17 protein-coding genes are annotated in these 16824 nt (G+C 70.0%); 7 read left to right on the top strand and 10 right to left on the bottom strand.

Annotated elements, in window-relative coordinates; translation table 11 throughout:
* The first annotated feature begins 15 nt into the window (after window positions 1-15).
* The gene (locus AA983_RS02970; RefSeq protein WP_047310667.1) at window positions 16-390 is read left to right on the top strand and encodes a hypothetical protein; all 375 of its coding nucleotides are present in this window, start codon (window positions 16-18) and stop codon (window positions 388-390) included.
* A gap of 62 nt (window positions 391-452) precedes the next feature.
* On the opposite strand, the gene AA983_RS02965 is transcribed toward AA983_RS02970, so the two are convergent.
* From AA983_RS02965 to AA983_RS02935, 7 genes are all read right to left on the bottom strand, one after another.
* A complete protein-coding gene (locus tag AA983_RS02965; protein ID WP_082128648.1) occupies window positions 453-1352 on the bottom strand; it encodes a type IV toxin-antitoxin system AbiEi family antitoxin domain-containing protein in 900 nt (299 codons plus the stop codon).
* Between the two features lie 178 nt (window positions 1353-1530).
* Window positions 1531-1764: a hypothetical protein gene (locus AA983_RS02960; RefSeq protein ID WP_047310665.1), complete on the bottom strand. Its 234-nt coding sequence runs from the start codon at window positions 1762-1764 to the stop codon at window positions 1531-1533.
* An 85-nt stretch (window positions 1765-1849) separates the two neighbouring features.
* Complete coding sequence (gene bioB / locus AA983_RS02955; protein ID WP_047310664.1) at window positions 1850-2887, bottom strand: biotin synthase BioB; 1038 nt, start codon at window positions 2885-2887, stop codon at window positions 1850-1852.
* A gap of 150 nt (window positions 2888-3037) precedes the next feature.
* Window positions 3038-3160: a type B 50S ribosomal protein L36 gene (gene ykgO / locus AA983_RS02950; RefSeq protein ID WP_047310663.1), complete on the bottom strand. Its 123-nt coding sequence runs from the start codon at window positions 3158-3160 to the stop codon at window positions 3038-3040.
* On the bottom strand, window positions 3157-3357 hold the full coding sequence (rpmF, locus tag AA983_RS02945) for a 50S ribosomal protein L32 (RefSeq protein ID WP_047310662.1): 201 nt from the start codon (window positions 3355-3357) through the stop codon (window positions 3157-3159). Before rpmF ends, ykgO begins: the two co-directional genes overlap by 4 nt.
* A complete protein-coding gene (locus AA983_RS02940) occupies window positions 3357-4463 on the bottom strand; it encodes a GTP-binding protein (protein WP_047310661.1) in 1107 nt (368 codons plus the stop codon). Before AA983_RS02940 ends, rpmF begins: the two co-directional genes overlap by 1 nt.
* A complete protein-coding gene (locus AA983_RS02935; protein ID WP_047310660.1) occupies window positions 4460-4711 on the bottom strand; it encodes a type B 50S ribosomal protein L31 in 252 nt (83 codons plus the stop codon). Before AA983_RS02935 ends, AA983_RS02940 begins: the two co-directional genes overlap by 4 nt.
* 66 nt (window positions 4712-4777) lie before the next feature.
* Between AA983_RS02935 and rpmB the strand changes: the two genes are divergently transcribed.
* Genes rpmB through rpsN form a run of 3 tightly spaced genes read left to right on the top strand, consistent with a single transcriptional unit; the run spans window position 4778 to window position 5483 of the window.
* Window positions 4778-5014 carry a 50S ribosomal protein L28 gene (gene rpmB, locus AA983_RS02930; protein WP_047310659.1) on the top strand — a complete coding sequence of 79 codons (237 nt, stop codon included), beginning with the start codon at window positions 4778-4780 and terminating at the stop codon, window positions 5012-5014.
* Window positions 5014-5184 carry a 50S ribosomal protein L33 gene (rpmG, locus tag AA983_RS02925; protein WP_047310658.1) on the top strand — a complete coding sequence of 57 codons (171 nt, stop codon included), beginning with the start codon at window positions 5014-5016 and terminating at the stop codon, window positions 5182-5184. The genes rpmB and rpmG overlap by 1 nt, the downstream gene beginning before the upstream one ends.
* Complete coding sequence (gene rpsN / locus AA983_RS02920) at window positions 5184-5483, top strand: 30S ribosomal protein S14 (RefSeq protein ID WP_047310657.1); 300 nt, start codon at window positions 5184-5186, stop codon at window positions 5481-5483. The genes rpmG and rpsN overlap by 1 nt, the downstream gene beginning before the upstream one ends.
* A 63-nt stretch (window positions 5484-5546) precedes the next feature.
* On the opposite strand, the gene AA983_RS02915 is transcribed toward rpsN, so the two are convergent.
* Entirely contained in the window at window positions 5547-8000 is a 2454-nt protein-coding gene (locus AA983_RS02915; protein ID WP_231579534.1) for an MMPL family transporter, read from the bottom strand.
* An 890-nt stretch (window positions 8001-8890) separates the two neighbouring features.
* Between AA983_RS02915 and AA983_RS02905 the strand changes: the two genes are divergently transcribed.
* Together AA983_RS02905 and AA983_RS14590 are read left to right on the top strand one after the other, a co-directional pair.
* Entirely contained in the window at window positions 8891-11515 is a 2625-nt protein-coding gene (locus tag AA983_RS02905; RefSeq protein ID WP_197078924.1) for a DivIVA domain-containing protein, read from the top strand.
* A gap of 1 nt (window position 11516) precedes the next feature.
* Window positions 11517-11918 carry a DivIVA domain-containing protein gene (locus tag AA983_RS14590; protein WP_052946812.1) on the top strand — a complete coding sequence of 134 codons (402 nt, stop codon included), beginning with the start codon at window positions 11517-11519 and terminating at the stop codon, window positions 11916-11918.
* A gap of 91 nt (window positions 11919-12009) precedes the next feature.
* Here the strand turns inward: AA983_RS14590 and cydC are convergent, their stop codons facing one another.
* Together cydC and cydD are read right to left on the bottom strand one after the other, a co-directional pair.
* A complete protein-coding gene (cydC, locus tag AA983_RS02895; protein WP_047310653.1) occupies window positions 12010-13701 on the bottom strand; it encodes a thiol reductant ABC exporter subunit CydC in 1692 nt (563 codons plus the stop codon).
* On the bottom strand, window positions 13698-15293 hold the full coding sequence (gene cydD / locus AA983_RS02890; protein ID WP_047310652.1) for a thiol reductant ABC exporter subunit CydD: 1596 nt from the start codon (window positions 15291-15293) through the stop codon (window positions 13698-13700). Before cydD ends, cydC begins: the two co-directional genes overlap by 4 nt.
* 120 nt (window positions 15294-15413) lie before the next feature.
* Here cydD and AA983_RS02885 point away from each other — a divergent pair, with 120 nt between their 5' ends.
* Entirely contained in the window at window positions 15414-16736 is a 1323-nt protein-coding gene (locus AA983_RS02885; protein ID WP_197078923.1) for a sodium:proton antiporter, read from the top strand.
* The last annotated feature ends 88 nt before the right edge of the window (window positions 16737-16824 follow it).

Genomic DNA, 16824 nt, shown 5'->3' with positions numbered 1-16824 from the left:
GCTACCCTGGGGCGCATGCTTTCGGACCTCTCGGTGGCCGCCATGGTCGGTGCTGTCGCGCTTCTCGTCATTGCCGGTGTCATGACGTGGGTGGCGCGCGGCGCCGACGACGGACGCCTCCCGTTCGGCGGCCGTGTGTCGATCCGGACGGCGACGACCCGTCGTTCGCCGGAAGCCCTTCTCGTCGGCAACCGCGCTGCAGCCCCGTTCCTGCGCCGCTACGCCGTCATCCTCGCGGTACTCGCGGCCCTCGTGCTCCTGCTGAGCTTCGTCAGCGACATCGCGGCCCTCGCCGTGCACCTCCTCGCCGTGGTGGCCCTCGTCCTGGCCGTGATGGTCTGCATTCGGAAAGCGAACGCGGCAGCAGCTCCAGCCCCAACCGACGCCTAACTGGTGACGTTTCCTGCGGTTGGTGACGTTGCAACGCAGCCAAGCGCAGCAAACGTCACCAGCTAGCGGCGCTCGGCGCGCGCCATTGCCGCGTGAAGGCGCGGCACGAACCGACCGAACCGCAGGTCGTCTGCGATGACACGGACAACGAGCCACCCGAGCTCCTCGATCTGGTTGTGACGCACCCGTTCCTTCTTCAGGTCGTCCGGGCGTCGGTACTTGCCCAAACCGTCGACCTCGACGACGACCTTGTATCCCGCAACGGTGAAGTCGACCGTGGCCACCCACTCGCCCGCCCTGTCGCGGATGACGGTCTGCGGCTCAAGACGGATCCCTTCCCCGTGCGCCTGCCACGCGGTTTGCGTTTCCAAGGGCGATTCGCGACGGCCGTCGGCGAGTTCGGCGACGAGCCGGGCCTGGGCGATGCCGTGGCGCTTGCCCCAGGAAGCCAGGACACGTTCGAACCGCACGTCCTCGTGCCGGGCCGCGGCATCAGCAGGCACGAGTCCGTGGAGCGCACCCTCGCGTGCTGCCAGTTCGACGATGGCTGCTTCGGGGCATTGCACGTCCACCCCGAGGTCGTCGAGTGTTCGGATGTCATGCGACCACGGGCGGTGTGCGCGCACCCCGAGCCTGCGGGTTTGGACACGTGACGAGGCGCGCGCGATGTGAACGTCGCGGGGAAGAACGAGGAGGGGAAGTCCGAGCGCAAGGCACGCGCTCGGTCCCACGAGGTAAGCCCCGGAGGAGGATCGGCACAGGGCGACAGCTCGGACGAGATGCTCCCGTACCCGTGACTCCGGGCTTGCCGCGTCTACGTCGAGGCTTTCGACGTAGACGCCTCGGCCGATTCGCTCGAGCTTGCCCGAGCGCACGAAGGCATCGATCTGACGTGAGGTGAGACCTGCGCGCGTCAGTTGCGCCGTCGTCACGCTCCGCACGGGCGGTTGATGGGTGCTCATGGAGCCAGCATCAGGAGCCTGGGCCGGGGTGACAAGAAGCCTCGGACGGGGCCTGTGGACAGAAGCCTCGGCCGTCACTGCTGTGGACACGGTGGGTGGTGACGTTTGCTGCGCTTGGTGACGTTGCAACGCAGCCAACCGCAGCAAACGTCACCAGCTAGCCCCCCGCCCCAGCGGGTCAGACTCCTGCGCCGCCGCTCAATGCGCCGTGGCGGGAGCACTCGGCCGACCACCCCGTCGGGACGACCTGCACCTTCATCCGGCGGGCGCACTGGGCGCAGAAGCGGGGCGGTTCCTCGGCGGCGAGCCAGCGCGCGCAGGCGGTGTGGTCGGCCTCGTCGGGCAGCTTGCCGCACCGGGTGCAGTACGTCGCGGTGACGTCCGCGACGCCCGTGTCGCTCTTAGCGCTCATCAGGAAGGTCTCCTCGGAGGGTGAGACGTCCGCTCCCGAACGCGAGGCGATCGGGAGCGGACGAAGAGTCGGTGCGGGGCGGCGCTCAGAGCGTGGCGTTGAGCGCCTTGATCGGCATGTTGAGGTCCGACAGGAGTGACAGGTCTTCCTTCGGGTCGCGCCCGAGCGTCGTGAGGTAGTTGCCCACGATGACGGCGTTGATGCCACCCATGAGGCCGTCGCGCGTGCCGAGGTCGCCGAGCGTGAGCTCACGGCCGCCCGCGTAGCGCAGGATGGTGCGCGGCAGCGCGAGGCGGAACGCGGCGATGGTGCGCAGGGCGTCGTTCGACTCCATCGGCTCGATGTTCTCGAACGGCGTTCCCGGGCGCGGGTTGAGGAAGTTGAGCGGCACCTCGTGCGGGTCGAGCTCAGCCAGCTGCGACGCGAGTTCGGCGCGCTGCTCAAGCGTCTCGCCCATGCCGACGAGCCCACCGCAGCACAGCTCCATGCCCGACTCGCGGATCATCTGGCACGTCTCGAAACGCTCCTCGTACGAGTGCGTCGTGACGACGTCGGGAAAGTACGACTTCGCCGCTTCGAGGTTGTGGTTGTAGCGGTGCACGCCCATGTCGCGCAGGTCGTCGACCTGCTCCTGGGTGAGCATGCCGAGCGACGCCGCGACCTGGATGTCGACCTCGGCGTGGATGGCCTTCACGGCCTCACGCATCTGCGTCATGAGCTTCTCGTCGGGCCCGCGCACGGCGGCGACGATGCAGAACTCCGACGCGCCCGTCTCGCGCGTCTGCTTCGCGGCGCGCACCAGCTGCGGGATGTTGAGCCACACCGAGCGCACCGGCGAGGTGAACTGGCCCGACTGGGAACAGAAGTGGCAGTCCTCCGGGCACCCGCCCGTCTTGAGGCTGACGATGCCCTCGACCTCGACCTCGTCACCGTTGTAGCGAAGGCGCACGTCGTGGGCCAGTTGCAGCAACTCCTCGAGTCGGTCGTCGCCGGTGCGCAGCACCTCGACGAGGTCGTCATAGCCGAGCGGCTGCCCGTTCTCGAGCACCTGCGTCCGGGCGCGCGCCAGGATATCGGTGCTGTCGTCGGTGTGCGTGTTGGGTGCCTCAGTCGTCGCGGTCATGCCGCCTAGGCTAACGACGATTAACCGAGACGGGCGAGTAACTCGCAGCCCGATTGCCCGGGCTCGGCCACGCAGACGTCGACGCCGTGTGCGCTGGGCGACGCACACACCGATCACGTGCGTGCACCGCCCAGCGTCGACGTGGCCGACTCAGCCCTGACGAGCCTTGATGCGCGGGTTCTGTTTGTTGATGACGTAGGTCTTGCCGCGGCGGCGAACAACCTGCGAGCCGGGCTGGTCCTTGAGTGAGCGCAGGGACTTGCGCACCTTCATCGTCGTCCTCCGTCGTCGATGCGTGATTCTGTGGGCGGGTCGATGAGCCCTCGTTCGACGGCCCGGGCGAGACGCCGTGGAACCCGGTAGAACGTCCCGTCCACGGCGACGGGGACGCGCGCCGCGAGCACCGCCTTCCAGTTCGCTCGTCGCGAGCGGGTGTTGGCGCGTGAGACTTTTCGTTTCGGAACGGCCATCAGTGGTACTCCTTCATGTCGCCGAGCCAGGGCTCGAGTCCGTCTTCGTCGGTGCTCCACACGGTTGCGAGCGTGTCGAGTTCGGCGGGTGTGCACAGGGCCGCTTCGAAGGCTCGACGCAATTCGTCGCGAGGGTCGCCGTGCGCGAGGAGCCCGGTGACGACGAAGTCCGTGCGCCGCGCGGCCGGACGGCGCCAGCGCCCCGCCGTGCCGATGTTGAGCTGACCCGCTGCGCCGTCCCACACGCACAGCGTCTCCGGCCGGGTCGGCACCCAGAAGCAGCCGCGCGTCCGGAACGCGCCGCCGCCGAGTTCCGGAACGTTCTCCTGGATGCGCTCGGGGTGTACGGCACGTTCGGAGCGAAGCCGCACGCGCCACACACCGTCCTCGCACGAGTCCCCGATCTGGGCGGGTGGCGTCTCGGCGACCCACTTCTCGATGGCTTCGACGTCGTGCACGCCGGGCAGAAGCGCTGTCGCGTCCCACTGCGACCAGTTCTCGACCACCTGCGCGCCCGGGCGCGCCAGCGTGCGGACGAGCGTCGAGCATTCGGGCATGAGTTCGCCGTCGACGGCGATGACATCCGCGTACTCGAGCAGGGTCGTCGCCACCTCGGCGGTGCCGCGCACGTCACCTTCGAACGTGGGCAACTCCCGTTCGACCAGCAGCTCGGGCCCGGTGAGGTGTCGGACGGCGTCACATCCGTCGACCGCGTTCACGACGGCTGCGATCCGTGCTCCGCCGAGCGTGTTCGGCTCATAGGAGGCAACCCGGCACAGCTGCGTCGCCTCAGCTCCGATCGGCAGTCTCGCGATGATGCTCGACCAGTGGCCGCTGCTCGCGAGGCCGGCAATCGTCGGCAGCACGTCCTCGCGGATCGCGCACGGCACGCAGGCGTGTTCGAGGTCGATCGTCGTGCGATCCAGCAGGCCGGTCACGTCGCTCACCGTGCGCACGAGGCTCGTCCGGTCAGCCCCGAACGAGTGCGTGACGACGACAGGCTTCGGCAGGTCGAACAGCAAACTCATGGCCGTGGTGTCGGCTGCGCTCTGTTCGACGCTGGTGATGACGACGGTGGGCGTTGCGCTGTTCCCCTGCCCGCTCACGCCGTGCGTCCTCGTCCGTAACGGCGGTTGAACTGTGCCACGCGCCCTTCGCTGTCGTGCACGCGCGCCTTGCCCGTCCAGAGCGGGTGCGAGTCGCTGGAGACCTCGACGTTGACGACCGGCACCGCGTCACCGTCGATGTCGATGGTCTCGCTCGGGCGCAGCGTCGATCGCGTGACGAACACGGCGCCGGTGGTGGAGTCCCGGAACGCCACGCGCTCGTAGGCGGGGTGGATGCCCTTCTTCACGGTTGCTACCCCTCTTTCCTCGTGTTAGAAATGAAAACCGTTCTCATTTTGTATCCGAGGAGCAGCATGTCACGCAAATGCATGGTCAGCGGCGCTGTGCCGGGCTTCGGCCATTCGATCTCGCACAGCCACGTGCGCAGCAAGAGGCGGTTCGACGTCAACGTCCAGAAGAGGCGCTACTGGGTGCCGAGCCTCGGGCGCACCGTGCGCCTCACCGTCAGCCCACGCGGCATTCGCACCATCGACAAGCGCGGTATCGACGTCGTCGTCGCCGAGTTGCGGGCGAGGGGAGTGAAGCTCTGATGGCCTCCAAGAGGAGCGACGTACGCCCGAAGGTCAGCGTCCAGTCGAGCGCCGGCACCGGCTATCGCTACATCACGCAGAAGAACCGTCGAAACACCCCCGGCCGGCTCGAACTGCGCAAGTACGACCCGATCGTGCGCCGGCACGTCGTGTTCGAGGAGATCCGCTGATGGCCAAGAAGTCGAAGATCGCAAAGGACGCCGAGCGGCGAAAGATCGTGGCCCGGTACGCCGACCGGCGAGCCGAACTCAAGGAGCGCATCCGCACGGGCAGCCCCGACGAGGTGGCCCTCGCCGTCCGTGAGCTCGCTGCGTTGCCACGTGACGCCAGCCCGACCCGGCTGCGCAACCGTGATGTCGTCGACGGGCGGCCGCGCGGCCACCTCACGCGATTCGGTCTCTCGCGCGTGCGCTTTCGCGCGATGTCCCACGACGGGCAGTTACCGGGAGTCACGAAGTCGAGCTGGTGAGACGAACGGCGGGCGCGAACCATCCCCAGAGAAGGTTCGCGCCCGCCGCAGTTCTTCGATGCGTCAGTGCTTCGGCTTGTAGCCGTCGTCACGCACCGTGTCGTTGTCATCGGCCAGGTGCTTCGGCTCGCTGTGGCTCTCGCCTTCGAAGACCTTCGCCACCGTGGACGCCGGGGTGGCGCCACCAGCGGCCGCCGAGCCCGACACAGCAGCTGCGCCGGCCACGGCCGGCGTCCCCGGGCGAGCGCCGTGCTGGGCGAGGCTCTCGCCCTCGACGTCGACGTTCGGCAGGATCTTGTCGAGCCACTTCGGCATCCACCAGGCCTTGTCGCCGAGCATGAGCATGACGGCGGGCACGAGGATCATGCGCACGAGGATGGCGTCGAACACGATCGCTGCCGCGAGCGCGATACCGATCTCACGGATGAGCGCGTTGTCCTGTGCCGCGAAGGCGGCGAACACCGAGATCATGATGAGAGCAGCGGCCACGACGACGCGGCCCGAGTGGCGGAAACCGTCGATGACGGCGTCACGCGCTTCCGTGCCGTGCACGTAGGCCTCGCGCATGCGGGTCGTGAGGAACACCTGATAGTCCATCGCGAGCCCGAACACGATGCCGATGAGCAGCGTAGGCATGAAGCTCATGATCGGCTGCGGCTCGAAGATGCCGAACGTGCCGTCGGTGACGAGCTTCGTCGTGAAACCGAGCGTCGCGAGCACGGAGAGCAGGAAGCCCAGCGTGGCGAGCAGCGGCACGACGATCGAACGGAACACGAGCACGAGGAGCAGGAACGCGAGGCCGACGACGATGGCGAGGTACTTCGGCAGGGCGTCGGCGAGCTTCTCCGACACGTCCGCCGCGATCGCCGTCTGGCCGGTGATGCCGAGCTTCGTGCCCGTGGCCTTCTCGGTGGCGGCCTGCTGGTCGCGCAGACGCTCCAGCATCTCGTCGGTGGCCTTGTCGGCCGGGCCCGTCTTCGGCGTCACCATGACGACGGCGCCGTCGCCCTTCTTCGCCATCTGCACGATCTGTGCGTTGGCCACGTTCTCGTCCTTGGCCGCCCATTCGACGACCTTGGCGTAGGCACCCATCTGGGCCTTCTGGCCGCCGTCGATCTCACGGCCGTCGATGATGGCGATCATCGGCGCGTTCTTGCCCGCGCCCCAGCCCTCGGCGAGCAGGTCGGCGCTCTGTCGAGCCTCCGTACCCTTCTGCGCCGTCGCGTCGGACGGCAGGCCGAGGTGGAGGTGCTGCACCGGCGAGGCCAGGGCGGCGAGCAGCGCGACGACAGCGAGTGCGACCGCCCACGGGGCCTTGCGGATACCGCGCGCGAGGCGCACCGAGCCGTTGGTCGAGTCGTGGTCGAACTCGTCGGCGGCCTTGTCCTCGCGGACCCGACCGGCGAACGCCTTCGTCTTGAGCATGCCCATGAGGGCGGGCAGCAGCGTCAGCGACGTGATGACGGCGAGCGTGACGGTGCCGGCCGCGCCGAGACCCATCGCCGTCAGCATGCTGATACCGAGAACGCCGAACGCGGACAGCGCGATGATGACGGTGAGGCCGGCGAAGACGACCGCCGAACCGGCCGTGCCGAGTGCGCGGCCCATGGCGTGCTCACGGTCGGCCTGGCTCTTGATGTCGACGTGGCGCAGCTCCGCGCGGTAGCGCGACAGGATGAACAGCGCGTAGTCGATACCGACGGCGAGGCCGATCATCGAGGCCAGCGCGGTCGTCGTCTCGGGCAGGTCGAAGAACGCGGTGGCGCCGGTGATGCCCATCATGCCGAGCATGAGGCCCATGACGGCGTTGAGGATCGGCATGCCCGCGGCGACGAACGAGCCGAAGGTCAGGACGAGGACGAGCAGCGCGATGCCGATGCCGATGAGCTCGGAGGTGGTGCCCGGCTGCATCATCTCCTGCATGCCCTGGCCGCCGGCCGCGATGGTGAGCCCGTTCTTCTCGGCGGCCTTGGCCGCGTCGAGGATGCTCTGCTGCGTCTCGGGCTTGATGTCCATGATGTTGTCGACGGCGAAGTTCCACGACACCGTGCCGATGCGGCCGTCCTTGCTCAGCGGGGAGAGCGCCTCGGCGTTCTTCTCCGCGACAGCCTTGGGCGTGCCCTGCTTCGTGGCCTGCGCGACGATCTGCTGCTTCATCGCGGGGCCGGCTTCGGCGGGGTTGGCGAGCTTCGTCTTCGGCATCTGCTGGACGCCGCTGACCTTCTTGATCAGTTCGTCGACCTGGCCCTTGTAGGGCTGTTCGGCGAGGGTGTGCCCGGCCGGTGCCTTGATGACGAGCTGGCCGTTGACCTGCTTGTCGGCGGCGGGCTGATCCGGGAACAGTTCCTTCTGCGTCTCGGCGGCCTGCAGCGAGGGGATGCCGGGAATCGTGAACTGCGACGTCATCGGCCGCGACTTCGCGGCGGCGAATCCGCCGAGCGCGAGGAGGGCGATGAGCCACCCCACGAGGAAGAACGGCCACTTGCGGTAGGCCGTCCTTCCGAGGCGGTAGAGCATGTTTGCCACTGGGGAACTCCTTTGTGAAAGGGGGGTCTGTGGGGTGTCGGCGCATCGAGCGGACGGCGGCATCCGCGTCGAGCACGTCGTGGAAGACGGTCATGAAGTCGGAGTCGGCCTTGCGGAGGGAGAACTCCTCGAGGCTGACCTTGACGATGGCGAGGAAGGTTGCAGTGATCGTGCGGGCGCGCAGGTCGCCCGCGTCCCACTTCTCGCGCTCGCAGATCAGGGTGGCCAGGGTGTCGGACAGGTGCGTGAACCGCTCGAACGCGAGGTGGGCCACCTTGCCGTCGCTCGCGATGGCCCGTTCGACAAGGGCGTGCTGATCGCTGGCCATGGAGGGATCCTCGACCTCGCTCATGACGCTGTCGAGCGCCTGGATGAGGTCGGGCATGAGGACACCGGTGGGGCCGCCGTCACGGAAGAGCGCGACCTGCGGGTTGTCCCCGACGCCGTCGGGGCCGAGGACGGCCGACGCCTTGTCGGGCACGTAGTTGAACAGGGTGCGGCGGCTGACGCCGGCGGCCTCGGCGAGGTCGTCCATGGTGAAGCCGTCGTACCCGCGCTCGATGACGAGGATGCACGCCGCCGAGCGGATCTCCTGGAGCCGCTTGTGGGCGCGCTGGGCTCGGGGGTCGTCAGTGCTGCAATCCCACATGAAACCCACGGCCACTCCTTTGCACTGTCAAATATGCGAGTGCAATTTTGCACGAATGAGCTATGAAGTGCAACTACACCTGTGGCGCCGCCGCCTCGGGGCTCGGGCCGCTTTGGCGCGTCACCGGGAGACGACACTCCGAACAAGGGGGTATCGGCCAGGTGCGCCCGTGGTTAGGCTCAACCAAGAACCGCTGCCCCCGCAGCGCATCCGTAACCGAGGGGATATGAAGATGATCACCGCGCATGAGGTCAGGACGGCGCAGTTCCACCGCGCCGACGCCGGCAAGGTCGGCTATGACGAGGTCGGTGTCGACGACTACCTCGACCGCGTCGCCGACACGCTCGAAGCCATCGAGCGCGGCGGCCAGATGCCGTCGCACGCCGTGAGCGCCAACGACGTCGTCGAGGTGGTGTTCTCCGAGCGCGGCCCGCAGTCTGCCGGTGGATACGACCTCGACGACGTCGACGACCTGCTCGACCGGGTCGCCCAGCGCATCCGTGCCTACGAGGACGGCGTGCGTCGGGCGTCCGCGCCTGTCGACGCAGGACTCCCCAGTGACGTCGAGGCCGACGACCGTGGTGTCGTCCGCGACGAGCGAACGGACGGCGCAGACGAGCGTGAACACGGCGGTCACGGTGTCGCTGCGGCAGGTGCCGCCGGCGCCGGTGTCGCGGGTGCTGCTGCATACGAGCGCTGCGAGGACCGTGCGGACGTCGATCCGCGCGGCGAGGTCCGCGACGATCGCTACGACGAGCGCGGTTTCGTCGACGAGCGTGACCTGCGCGACGAGCGTCGCCCGGAGGCCTACGCAGAGCCTGCGGCGCCTGAGCTTCAGGACTCGCCGCGCAGCGCCTTCGCCGACGACGGGGGCGTGCGTGACGGTGAGGCCCTCGCGGTCGCTGGCGGTGCGCCGCGGCGTGAGGAGCGCTTCGACGACGAGCGCGGCTTCGAGCCCGCCGACGAGCGTCGGGGTGGCTTCGGTGAGCCCGGCGTCCGTGTCGACGAGGTCTCGGACGCCGCAGCGTTCGACGGCCGCCGCGACGAGAACGTCGCCGATGAGCGCGCTTTCGACGGTCGTGAGCGCCGAGACGAGCGTGGCTTCGACGGTCGCGACGCGGGCCTGGTGGCAGGTGGCGGCGCTGTCGCCGCCGGAGGTGCCGCGGCTGCGCACGGTCAGCGCGACGAGCGCCGTGACGACGCCTTCGCTTCCGACACGCGTGATGACGTGCGTGACGACCGCGCCGGTGATGCAGGGGCCGGCCGTCAGGGCGGTGTCAACATGGTCGGATCCGACCCGGTCGACGAGGCGCCGATCGTGGCCCCGGACGAGTCGGGCCGCAACCGTGAGCTGCGCTCGGACGACCGTTCCGACGTGAACACCTCCCACGACGCCGCGTACGCGCCGCCGGCCGAGCGCGACACGTTGGCGAACGACTCCGCGGTCACGCCTGAGGAGCGCTTCGACGCCGAGCGCCGCGATGACGTCGTACGTGACGAGCAGCTGCGCAACGAGCCCTTCGCGGACGAGCGTCGTGACGCAGACCTGCGTGACGAGCGTGGCTTCGAGGGCGAGCAGGTTGAGCGCAACGAGTGGGCCCCGCGTGACGAGCGCGACGCCGTGCGTATCGACGGCGAGCCCGTCGGTGACTCTGCCGGCGACCCGGTGCGTCGTGAGCACGACGCCGCCGACTACCACGACCCGGCTGCAGCCCACAGCGAGACGTTCGCCGAGCCGGTGCCGCCGCAGCAGGTGAGTGCCGAGGAGGCCCGCCCGGTCGCCGCAGCCGAGCAGGGTGACAACTGGGCCTTCGAGGACAACGGTCTTCGCCGCGACCGCGCCCCCCGCGACCCCGACGAAGGCGCGATCCTTCTCCAGGGTGAGGATGAGGGCCCCCGCGCCGACGAGCGCTTCCAGGGCAGCAACGCGTACGAAGGCGACGCAGTGGCCGGCGGTGACGCCGTCGCCGACGAGCGCCCGATCGCCACGCAGCCCGAGATCGTCTCCTACCGCGCCACCGACCGTCGAGTTCCGCTGCCCCGCAGTGAGGCTCGCCGTTCGATGAGCGATGAGGACCGCGAGGCGGAGGCTCAGTACCACCCCGAGTACAGCGCATACTCCTCGCCCGAGGACGGGGCCGGTGACTCCCCGCGTCGCAGCACGGGCGGCGCCTACGACGAGAGCGCGAGCAGGCCGGCGAGCGATCTCGATCGTGGGCCGGACGCCGGCGTTCTGCCGACCGAGCAGGCGCCGCTCGTCGATGACCGCCCGGTGGCGCCCGAGGCCCCCGTGGCACAGGACGCCCGTCGCGATGGGGAGTTCGACCCGTTCTCCGAGCCGAGCGCTGTGACCGAGCGTCCGCTGCCGACGCAGCCGAACGAAGGGGGCGAGGCGCCGCAGGCTGCCCCGCCGCAGACCGGTGGCTTCGAGCGTGACCCGTTCGCGGACGACGCTGGTCGGGACTCCTTCGAGCGCCCCGAGCAGCCGGCCCGGGCCGAAACGTTCGGTGGGCGCGGCACGGACGGCCCGCAGCGTGTGGCGCCGATGAACGAGGAGACCGCTCGCGTGCGTGAGCCGCGCGAGGGTGGCTTCGAGCAGCCCGGCGTCGGCAACCGTGACCCGTTCGCCGACGACGCCCGTCGTGACGGTTCGTTCGACGTTGCCGGTGGTGGCGACGACGTGCGCGAGCAGCAGTCGTTCGAGGCGTCGAGCCCGGTCGCCGACGACCGTCGGGCGTCCGACGTGAAACGCCCGGAGTCGATCGACCGTCCGCAGCCCATCGACCAGGCCGAGCCGCTGCCGGAGCGTGACGACACATCGCGCAAGGGCCTGCTGCGTCGCATCTTCAAGGGCTGACGTGCTGGCGTCGGACGACGTCGTCAAGGTCGAGTTCGAGCAAGGGCGCGGCGGGGCTGGTTACGACGAGATCGAGGTCGATGACTTCCTCGATTCCCTTGTGATCACCCTTCGCGGCTACGAGCAGGGCGCGCCGCGTCAGGGCGTGGTCACGTCTCGTTCGATCGACGACGTGGCGTTCACGCGGGCGCGTGGTTTCGGGCGCAGAGGGTACGACGCCGCGAGCGTCGATGCTTTCCTCGTCAAGGCCCGCGAGACGCTACGCGCGTACGAATCGCGCGGGGGCGTTTCGACGCAGGCACCTGAGGTCGTGTCCGCCCCGCGACAGGCGCCCTCGACGGCGCAACGCTCGGCCGTGAGCGAGCCGAAGAAAGGCATCTTCGGCAAGCTCTTCGGTGGCTGAACCGAACTGAACGACAAACGAGCCCCACACCAACGCGGTGTGGGGCTCGTGGCGTACGGCCATGCGGTTCGTGCGCAGGAACCGTCGAAGCTCAGCTCGTGACGGCGGGCAGGTCGATCACGCGGTCGAGCGCGTCGAACGCGATGGGGTGGTGGCTCACCATGACGACGGTGCGTCCGGTGCTCGCGGTGAGCAGGTCGCGGACGACGGCGTCGGCGGTCGGTCCGTCGAGGTGGGCGACGGGCTCGTCGAGCAGGATGACGGGACGCTCGGAGAGCAGCGCCCGCGCAATGCCGAGGCGCGCCCTCTCGCCGCCGCTGATCGAGCGCTCGGTGGCGGTGGCCACCGACTCGGCCCCCGAACGTCCGGCGCTCACGAGGTATTCGCCGAGGTGCGTGTCGAGTCCCTCGCCGAGTTCCGCGATCCACGGCCCGAGGCCGGCACGCTCGAGCGCGCGAAGCACGTCCGCGTCGTCCGCGTCAGGGCGGGCGAGCAGGAGGTTGGCGCGCAGCGAGCCGGCGAACAGGTGCGGGTCGTCGTCGACGAAGGCTATGCCGTCGCGCACGGCGTCCAGCGGGAGGTCGCGGACGTCACGCTCGCCCCAGGCGTACGTTCCGCCGGTCGGGTCGAGGTGGCGCGCGAGGACGGCGAGAAGTGTCGACTTGCCGCACCCGTTGGGGCCGGTGACGGCGATGTGCTCACCGGGTGCGACATCGAGGGTGACAGGCCCGAGGTCGGTCTTCTCGCCGGCCCACGAAGCCGTCAGGTCACGCACGCGCAGGTGCGGCACCGTCTCGTCCGGCGCAGCCTCCGAGCCCGAATCCCGCACCGCCGGCTCCTGCGTGAGCAGCGCTTCGAGACGGTCGCGGGCGGCGGACGAGCGGGCGAGCGAGCCCACGGCGTCGGGGATGAGGCCGACGACGTCGCCGAGGGCGAGTGGGGTGAGGAGCAGCAGCGCAGCGAAGGGTCCGTTGATCGTTCCGGCCTCGACCTCGCCGTCGAGAACCCACGCCATGGCGAGGGTTGCCACTCCCGTGACGGCGAGCGCGAGAGCCACTCCGGCGGCGCGGCCGCGCGACTGGGCGAACGCGGCCTTCTCGACGTTCTTCTGCGCGTACGCGAGCCACGTCATCGGCTCGTCAGTGGCGCGGATGGCGCCGAGCTCGTTCGCTCCGGACGCCACGAGGTGCGCCACCCGGTCGACCTGGCCGCGCGCCGCGAGCGACGCCGCCTGGCCGCGGCGTTCGAGCGCGAGGTCGATCCAGCCCACGAGGGCCGCCGCGACGACCGAGCCGAGCACGACGAAGCCCGCGGGCGGATGGACGACGAACGTCGTGACGACGGCAACGAGCGCGGCACCGACCGTCGTGATGAGCGGGACGACGACGCGCACCTGGATGTCGACCTCGTCGTCCAGGTCGCGCACGACGCCGGAGAGAAGGTCGGCGCGGCGCTTCGTGCCCAGGCGTGCCGGGGTGAGCGGCACGAGCTGGCGGTAGGCCGCGGTTCGACGATCCGTGAGGTCGGCCAGCGCGGCGTTGTGGGAGACGAGTCGCTCGACGTAGCGGAACACCGGGCGTCCGATACCGAACGCACGCACGGCGACGATGGCGGTGAGCAGGGTGAGGACGACGGGGCGCTCGCTGGCGCGCACGATGAGCCAGCCCGACGTAGCCGTCAGCGCAACGCCACACGCGAACGCGAGCGCACCGATGAGCCCGGCGAGCGTCACGCCGCGCACCGGCTTGAACAGCGGGCGTCGCTCCTGCGTTTCGGAGGTCATGCCGTCACCTCGTCGCGGATCGGGCGGGCCGTGAGACGCCACTGGTTGTCGGCGCGGGCCGCGAGTTCCTCGTCGTGCGTCACGACGACGACGGGCTTGCGCGCGGCGAGCGCGACGATCGACTCACGGATGTCCGCAGCACTCGCCGGGTCGAGGTGAGCGGTGGGCTCGTCGAGCAGGACGATGGCGGCGTCGGAGAGCCACGCGCGCGTCAGGACGAGGCGGGCGCGCTGGCCCGCGGAGAGGCCGAACCCTTCGTCGCCGAGGGAGGTGTTGACGCCGTCGGGCATGCCGAGGACGACGTCGTCGAAGCCGGTGGCGGCCATGGCCTCGCGGATCTCGTCGACGCTCGCGTCGTTGCCCAGCGTCAGGTTGGCGCGCACTGACATCGGCGCGATGAACGGACGCTGCGAGACGAGGTGCGTGCTCGGCACCTCGAGGCGCCCCGCCGTCGGGCGGCGCGCGCCGGCGAGCACTTCGAGCAGCGTCGACTTGCCGCATCCACTCGGGCCGGTGAGGGCGGTGAGGCCGTCGCGCACGACGGAGGTGACACCGCTGACGGCCGGGCTCTGCTGGCCGGGGTAGGTGTAGGAGACGCCGCTCAGCATGGCGCGCGCGAGGCCGCCGGCCTGTTCGGGGGCGGGCGCGTGCCACGGCCGGGCGTCGCTGCCCGCGAGGAGTGAGTCGATGGCCTCGACGCCGTCGGCCGCCGCGTGGAACTCCTGCCCGACGCGGCGGATCGGCCAGTACGCCTCGGGCGCGATGAGGATGGCCATGAGGCCGGTGAGCAGCGAGACGTCGCCGTGGGCCATGCGCAGGCCGACGGCGACGGCGACCATGGCGACGGAGATCGTCGCGAGCAGATCGAGCGCTGCGGAGGAGAGGAAGGCGATGCGCAGCGTGCGCATCGTGGCCGAGCGGTGACGTTCGCCGACGCGGTGGATCTGCGCGACCTGGTGCTCGCCCCGTCCGTAGGCCACGAGCGTCGGAAGGCCCGCGACGACGTCGGAGAAGTGGCCGGCAAGCATCGTCGTCTCGACCCAGCGTTCCGCCGTGGCGCGCTGGGTGTAGCGGCCGATGAGCGCTGCGAAGACCGGCAGGAGCGGCAGCGTGACGATGACGATGAGGGCGCTCGGCCAGTCGACGACGAGCATCGCGGCGATGGCGAGCACCGGCACGACGCCAGCCGTCACGAGGGCCGGAAGGTAGCGCGCGACGTACGGTTCGACGGCGGCCGCGCCCTTCGTGGCCATGGTGAGCATGGCGCTGGGGCCGGGGCGTTCGTCCGCCGTCTGCGTCATCCAGCGGCGCATCGCGCCCTCGCGCAGCGCCCCGGAGATGCGTGCGCCGGCGTGGGCGGCCACCGTCTCGGTCGATGCGTTGAGTACCCCGCGCAGGGTGAAGAGGCCCAGGACCCACAGGCCGGGCGTCCAGAACGAGTGGCCCTCGACGACGGCGACGACGAGGTGCGCCACGGCGACGGCCTGGGCGATCGCGACGGCTCCGCTGAGCCCTCCGATGAGGGCGAGCAGCACGACCGGCAGCCGGGTGGCAGGCACGGCGCGCAGCAGGGCGGGGTCGAACGGGCGCATGGGTCTCATTGTCCCGCACCCGCCGGCGTTCGCGGGCACGGGATGGGGCGAACGGTGGCCGTCGTCATGTGGCACGCCTTAATCTCAGGGAGGCACGGACGAACAACGAGAGGTGGCGGCGTGGCTGTCGACATGACCTGGCTGCTCGGCGGAGTGGCGCTGCTGCTCGCCGTCTTCCTCCCGACGCTCGTGCGCAGCGTGCCGATCTCGACACCGCTTGTGCTGCTCGGCGTCGGTGTGCTGTTCGGTCTCATGCCGCTGCCGGAGGGCTTCTCGCTCGACCCGGCCATGCACAACACGTTCCTCGTCCACGCCGCCGAGGCCACCGTCCTCGTCGCGCTCATGGGCGTCGGGCTCGCGCTCGACCGCCCGCTGCGCCTGCGTCACGGCTCGTCCTGGCGCGCGTGGGCAGCGACGTGGCGTCTGCTCGGCGTCGCGATGCCGCTGTGCATCGCGGCGGTGGCGCTGCTCGGGTGGGGCATGGGCATTGCGGCGCCGACGGCGCTGCTCCTCGGCGCTGCACTTGCACCGACCGATCCGGTGCTCGCCTCCGACGTCCAGGTCGCCGGCCCCGAGACGCAGGAGATGGGTGTCGGCGACGAGGAGATCGACGAGTCCGACGAGGTGCGCTTCGCCCTCACCTCCGAGGCCGGCCTCAACGACGGCCTCGCGTTCCCGTTCATCTACGCCGCGATCGCGTGGACGATGGAGGGCGCACCGTCGCACTGGGCCCTCACGTGGGTCGGGTGGGATCTCATCGGCAAGGTTGCCATCGGTGCCGCCGGCGGCGCCCTCGTCGGGTGGGTGCTCGGCAAGCTGTTCTTCCGGCTGCCGCACAAGCAGTACCGGCTCGCCGACGCGGGGGAGCCGCTCGCGGCGCTCGCGGCCATCATGACGGCGTACGGCCTCACGGAGGTGGCCGGCGGCTACGGATTCCTCGCCGTGTTCGTCTGCGGTCTCGTGCTCCGCGCCAGCGAGCGCGGCCACAGCTATCACGCGGACATGCACTCGTTCATCGAGCGGCTCGAGCAGATCCTCACGCTGCTCATGCTTCTGTTGCTCGGCGCGTCGGCGACGAACGGGCTTCTTGCGCACGCGGATTGGCGCAGCGTCGTCATCGCACTCGTGCTGATCTTCCTCATCCGCCCGGCTTCGGGCTGGATCAGCCTCGCAGGTCGCCGTGACGACACCGACCGCGCCGTCGGCCTCACGTCGCAGGAGCGGTGGGTGACGGCGTTCTTCGGCGTCCGCGGCATCGGCACGGTCTTCTACGTCGCCTACGCGACGGGGAAGGCGTCCTTCGACGGCGCGGAGTGGCTCTGGTCGACGGTCGCCGTCGTCATGATCGCGAGTGTCGTCGTCCACGGCATCGCCGTCACGCCCGCGATGAACTGGCTCGAACGTCACCGCACGAACCACCGTCGGGCGCTCGCGGACGCTTGATCCACCTGCGCCCCGAGGGCGCCTGCGCTGCACCCCGGCGCCGGGCTGGCAGGGCCGCACACGCGGGCGCGTTTCTTCACCCCTCGAG

The organism is Dermacoccus sp. PE3, assembly GCF_001021715.1.
Lineage (GTDB): Bacteria > Actinomycetota > Actinomycetes > Actinomycetales > Dermatophilaceae > Dermacoccus > Dermacoccus abyssi.
The sequence above is the reverse complement of the archived record's forward strand: the minus strand, read 5'-3'. Positions and strand labels throughout refer to the sequence as shown.